The organism is uncultured Campylobacter sp. (assembly GCF_937997405.1).
Lineage (GTDB): Bacteria > Campylobacterota > Campylobacteria > Campylobacterales > Campylobacteraceae > Campylobacter_B.
This window is the reverse complement of record NZ_CALKTL010000187.1, coordinates 1-5,477: the sequence shown is the minus strand read 5'-3', so window position 1 is coordinate 5,477 and position 5,477 is coordinate 1. Positions and strand designations below refer to the sequence as shown.

Here is a 5,477-nt window from a genome sequence, read left to right as displayed (position 1 = left end):
TGGAGGCTCCTATAATGCTTAAATATAAAAGAATATTATTAAAACTAAGTGGAGAAGCACTTGCAGGGAACAAAGAATTTGGTTTTTCAAATGAAGTGCTTGAAAGTTTTGCAAAACAGATAAAGGATGTACATGAAAAAGGTGTGCAAATTGCTATCGTTATTGGTGGTGGAAATATTTTCCGTGGGATAAGCGGGATGGAAAAAGGCTTTGACAGAGTGACTGGAGATACGATGGGAATGCTTGCAACAATTATGAATGGACTTGCACTGCAAAATGCAATTGAAAGCATAGGAGTACCAACGAGAGTTATGACAGCACTTCAAATGCCGCAGGTAGCCGAACTTTATATCAGACGTAAAGCAATAAGACATCTGGAGAAAGGAAGAGTTGTTATTTTTGCAGGTGGAACAAGCAATCCTTATTTTACAACAGATTCTTCGGGAGCACTAAGAGCTGTGGAAATCCAGGCAGATGTACTTGCGAAAGGAACAAAAGTTGATGGAATTTATGATAAAGATCCGATGAAATTTGATGATGCTGTAAGATACAATACAGTATCTTTTGATGAAGCTATTTCAAAAAATCTTGGAGTAATGGATACAGCGGCACTTTCACTATGCCGGGAAAACCAAATGCCAATTGTAGTATTTAACGCCTTGGAAGAAGGAAATATACTAAAAATGGCTCAAGGTGAAAATATAGGAACAACTGTAAAAAAATAAAAAATATTAGGTAAAAAATTGAAAAAAGAAAAAAATAAAAATAAAAAGGTGGTAAGAATGTTAGACACAATTTTAAAAGAAGCTGAAGAAAAAATGGCAAAATCTGTGGAAAATACAAAAGATAAATTTTCACATGTAAGAGCAGGACGTGCGAGTGTTTCTATGCTTGACGGAGTAACTGTAGAAGCTTATGGTTCGCCAACTCCGCTTAATCAGGTTGGAACAGTTTCAGCTCCAGAAGCTAGATTATTAGTAATTGATCCTTGGGATAAATCATTAATTCCATTAATTGAAAAAACTATTTTACAAGCAAACTTAGGATTTAATCCTTCAAATGATGGAAAAATTATCAGACTTGTTGTGCCAGAACTTACAGAGGATCGTAGAAAAGAATATGTAAAAATGGTAAAAAAAGAAGCTGAAGAAGGAAAAGTTGCAATTAGAAACGTAAGAAAAGACATTAATAATAAACTTAGAAAACTTGAAAAAGATAGTGAAATTACAGAAGATGAACTGAAAGCAAATGAAGAAAAAGTTCAGAAAACAACAAATAAATTTATTGCGCAAGTTGATGATGCCTTGAATAAAAAGGAAAAAGAATTATTAACAGTTTAGTTTTGAATAGAATTAAACTATAATTTTGTTATTGTAAAAAAATTAAGCTAGATTTCTCTAGCTTTTTTATTTGGATATTTATTTTAAATTTCATATTTAAATAGTAAGTCAAAACTTCTTGTTATTAAATTATGAAGAAAAGTTTATTTGACAAGTTGCCATTTATTGTCGTTTCCTTTGGCAAATTTAACAGTAGATGTTGCTAAATTGATTTTTTTTGTATTTTTTAAATAATTATATTGAAGTTTTATATATTTTTCAATGTCAACTTCGACTTCGTCTTTTCCATTATCAACTTTTGCATATTGACTTGCATTATCTCCCAAATATTTATCCAATGCCTTTTCATCGTATCCTTTAATTAAAAATACAACTTCACCATCGTTTCCATTTTCATTTACTTTGTAAACAGATACTTCAAATTGTTCAATAAGCATAGTATTTGAATCTTCCCATTGTTTTTTTAATGTTGGGTCATTTATTTTTGCAACATATTTGTCGACATCTGGGTTAATTGATTTTAGTATTTCACGTGAACCATAATTTGAAATTTCTTGTAGTGCTTTTGCATAATCTTGGGCTGCAGTATTTAATGAATCATATTTTTTGATTTCTGCAGCTTCCTTTGCAGATGGAGCAGCAGTTGCAATAGCAGGAATTGCTGTTAATTGTCCCAATACCATTAATCCCATTAATATTTTTTTTGCCTTTGTAAATTTTAAAATTTTGCTAAAAATTCTTTGTATTTTTCTGCACTTTTTGCGATATATTCGCTATCTGGATGAAATGAAAATCCATAGCCGAAGTGGCACGGCAGCAGCTTGGCGCCTGTAAAATTCATCGCGCATTTAAAAGGCGTGATAACTTCCTCTATGTCAAATCCGATCGTGCCGTCTTTTTTATAGTTGTTTCGCTCGTCGCCGATAGTGATCGCTAGGGCGAATTCTTTACCTTTTAGCTTGTCGCCGGTGCTGCCGTAAGCCCAGCCGTAGGCAAATACATCGTCGAACCATTGCTTTAAAAGCGGCGGATAGCTGTACCAATAAAGTGGAAACTGAATGATAATTTTATCGTGGCTTAAAAGTAACTCCTGTTCGCGCGCAACATCGATTTTGCCGTTCGGATAAGCGGCGTAAATTTCGTGAATATCAAATTTATCCGCTTGCTTTTTGGCTACCTCGCGCCACGCCTTGTTTGCGTGCGAGCTTGCCATATCGGGATGAGCGATGATGATGAGATTTTTCATATTTTATCCTTGTTTTAAATTTCTTACATTATATGTTTTTTGGCTGAAATTTTGATTTATCATCTAGCATAATATGGGTATGAAATTTCAAATAAAATTTTACTTCCACTCAAATACTACCGGAAGACTTGTAGTTTTTGCATGTGATTAGAAGTTAAATTTATAAGCAAATATAGCAGGCCACAAAATCGATAGAATTTTACCTACTAAATTATATTAAAGATTTTAAATGGAGCTAAAAATGCGCCGAAAAATTCGGCGCAAATGAAAGGAATACTAATCTTAGATTAGCGCAGGAGCTACTAAAAATCCTAGAGCGACCGAAAGCGCAACCATAATGGTTCCCGGAAGGAAGAACGAGTGGTTAAATACAAATTTACCGACTCTGGTCGTTCCGGTATCGTCCATGGCGATCGCGCCGAGCGTCGTAGGATAGGTAGGAAGCACGAACAAGCCCGAAACGGCTGCAAACGATGCGACCAAGATCCAAATTTGACCGGAATTTTCAGGGCTGGTCATTCCAAGCGCGGCGGCAACGGCAGGCATCATAACCTTTGTGGTCGCAGCCTGTGAGTATAGCAAGCAGCTTAGGAAGTATAGTGCGATAGCCAGTACGAAAGGATACTGCGTAACGACGTTTTTAGCTACCTCTTTGATGCTGTCGATGTGGCCGTTTACGAAAGTAGTACCGAGCCACGCGATACCGATGACGCAGATGCACGCATTCATACCGCTTTGGAAGGTGCTGGTAGAGAGCAGCTTGCCCGTATCGATCTTGCACAAAACAGCGATAAGAAAGCCGATAGTTAGCATAAAGCTGATGATCGCGCTATCTCTTGAAAGGATCGGTTTTTCTACCAAGCCGACGCTCTTTGAGATCGCAAGCGCATAGCAAACGACGATCAAAACACCGACGGCAAATATCGCAACCGATCTTTTCGCGTAAGGCTTCGGCTCTTTATACTCCTCGGCTTTGATCTCGGCTACAAGACCTTTTGAAAGTCTCTCTTTGTAAACAGGGTCTTTTGAAAGATCAAGATCGTAGAATTTATTTACGATAAAAGCCGTAATCAACATAGCTACAAAGGTAGTAGAGATGCAGATAAACAAAAGTTTAGGATAGCTAACGCCTAGCTTCTCGCACAAGCCGCTCATGGCGACGAATGCCGCTGAAATAGGGCTCGCAGTGATCGCTACCTGAGATGAAACGACCGAAAGCGCAAGAGGAGCGGAAGGTTTGATGTTCTGCGTCTTTGCGACCTCGACGATAACCGGGATCATAGAAAACGCAGTATGTCCGGTGCCCGCAAGTATCGTAAGTAGATAGGTAACGATAGGCGCTAGGAAGTTGATCTGCTTAGGATTTTTCCTTAAAATTTTAGATGCTACCTGCACCAAATAATCAAGTCCGCCTGCGACTTGCAGCGCTGTAATCGCGGAGATTACCGATGCGATAATTAGGATAACGTCAATCGGGATATCCTTCATATCGACTTTCATGCCCAAAATGGCTAGGACGACAACGCCCAAGCCGCCTGCATAACCGACGCCCATGCCGCCTAGCTTAACGCCTAGGTAGATGCCGCCAAGCAACACGATAAATTGCAATATCACCATAAAGTCCATTGCAAAACTCCTTATAAAGTAATTTTTTTAACGGCGCGCAGAATTCTAAAGATTTCAGCAGGTAAAATCCGAATTATCTTTATAATTCAGTGGTCGGAATTCTATGCGGAATTTTATCCTAAAATTTCGCAAGTGAAATTTTACTCCACGGAAGCTAAATCTAACTTGATGAAATTCTGCATCTACGAAATTCTGCACGATCAATCTTATCTATTTAAAATTCTACTTTGCGGAATTTCGCCTATTAAATTAACCGACGAAATTCCGCGCCGCACCTAGTTTGGAACTATTTTTTGCTCATATGTGGGTTGAGCATAGATTTAGGCTCTAGGATCTTATCGATCTCCTCTTTTTTCAAATATCCGCGCTCTAAGCAGATTTCGCCGACAGATTTTCCTGTTTGCAACGCCTCTTTGGCGATACTTGCGGATTTTTCGTAACCGATGTATGGGTTGAACGCTGTAACGATACCGACGGAATTTAGCACCGATTTTAGGCAAGCTTCAGGGTTTGCTTTTAGATGTTTGATAGCTTTTTCAGCTAGTGTATTCATCGCATTTTCCAAAAGCACGATCGAGTTAAATAGCGCATATGCGATGCCAGGCTCAAACGCATTAAGCTCAAATTCTCCGCGCTCGGAGCAAAGCATAATCGTAACGTCGTTGCCGATAACCTCGTAGCAAGCCTCGCCTACGACCTCAGCGATGACCGGATTTACTTTACCCGGCATGATGGAGCTGCCCGGTTGCATCTTAGGAAGCTCGATTTCGCCCAGGCCGCATCTAGGACCGGAGTTCATAAGACGTAGGTCGTTTGCGATTTTGCTTAGGCGGACGGCTGCTGTTTTTAACGCGCCGCTAACGTGAACGAAGTCTGCAGTGTCTTGTGTGGCGGCGATGAAGTCCTCTGCGGCTTTAAATTTAACGCCGGTGATCTCGCCCAGTTTTTTCTCGACTACGTTTTTGTAATCAGGGTGGCAGTTGATGCCCGTACCAATCGCCGTAGCGCCCATATTTAAGTAAGTCATCGACTCTCTAGCAGCTTTGATAAGTGCGATATCGGTTTTGATGTAGGTAGCAAAAGCGTTGAAAGTGTTTCCAAGAGTGGTAGGAACGGCGTCCTCAAGCTCCGTCCTTCCCATTTTGATGACATCTTTGTATTCTTTGGCTTTAACTTCAAGCTCTTTTTTCAAATTTTCCATAGCTTTTAGTAGATCGGTTAGCTTGGCGTAAGCGGCGACTTTGATCGAGCTAGGATAGGTATCG

General features: G+C 39.3%; 6 protein-coding genes. 2 read left to right on the top strand and 4 right to left on the bottom strand.

All coding sequences use genetic code 11. The features are described from left to right. Positions 1 to 14: 14 nt before the first annotated feature. Positions 15 to 725, top strand: a complete 711-nt coding sequence (gene pyrH / locus Q0372_RS09845; RefSeq protein WP_298105443.1) for a UMP kinase — start codon at positions 15 to 17, stop codon at positions 723 to 725. A gap of 18 nt (positions 726 to 743) precedes the next feature. Continuing rightward, positions 744 to 1,340 (top strand): ribosome recycling factor, encoded by a 597-nt coding sequence (gene frr, locus Q0372_RS09840; protein ID WP_298105439.1) that lies wholly within the window; start codon positions 744 to 746, stop codon positions 1,338 to 1,340. A 143-nt stretch (positions 1,341 to 1,483) separates the two neighbouring features. Here the strand turns inward: frr and Q0372_RS09835 are convergent, their stop codons facing one another. The 4 genes from Q0372_RS09835 to Q0372_RS09820 all read right to left on the bottom strand — a co-directional run. Continuing rightward, positions 1,484 to 2,032 (bottom strand): hypothetical protein, encoded by a 549-nt coding sequence (locus Q0372_RS09835; protein WP_298105436.1) that lies wholly within the window; start codon positions 2,030 to 2,032, stop codon positions 1,484 to 1,486. Between the two features lie 26 nt (positions 2,033 to 2,058). Then, the gene (locus tag Q0372_RS09830; protein WP_298105432.1) at positions 2,059 to 2,586 is read right to left on the bottom strand and encodes an NAD(P)H-dependent oxidoreductase; all 528 of its coding nucleotides are present in this window, start codon (positions 2,584 to 2,586) and stop codon (positions 2,059 to 2,061) included. Between the two features lie 282 nt (positions 2,587 to 2,868). Beyond that, positions 2,869 to 4,212: an anaerobic C4-dicarboxylate transporter gene (locus Q0372_RS09825; RefSeq protein WP_298105429.1), complete on the bottom strand. Its 1,344-nt coding sequence runs from the start codon at positions 4,210 to 4,212 to the stop codon at positions 2,869 to 2,871. Between the two features lie 286 nt (positions 4,213 to 4,498). Then, positions 4,499 to 5,477 (bottom strand): lyase family protein (locus tag Q0372_RS09820; RefSeq protein WP_298105425.1); only part of this gene is annotated, 979 nt, incomplete at its 5' end.

Coding starts and splice junctions, on each gene's coding strand:
- pyrH (WP_298105443.1), top strand. CDS start 15: ATGCTTAAATATAAAAGAATATTATTAAAACTAAGTGGAGAAGCACTT.
- Q0372_RS09835 (WP_298105436.1), bottom strand. CDS start 2,032: ATGGGATTAATGGTATTGGGACAATTAACAGCAATTCCTGCTATTGCA.
- Q0372_RS09830 (WP_298105432.1), bottom strand. CDS start 2,586: ATGAAAAATCTCATCATCATCGCTCATCCCGATATGGCAAGCTCGCAC.
- Q0372_RS09825 (WP_298105429.1), bottom strand. CDS start 4,212: ATGGACTTTATGGTGATATTGCAATTTATCGTGTTGCTTGGCGGCATC.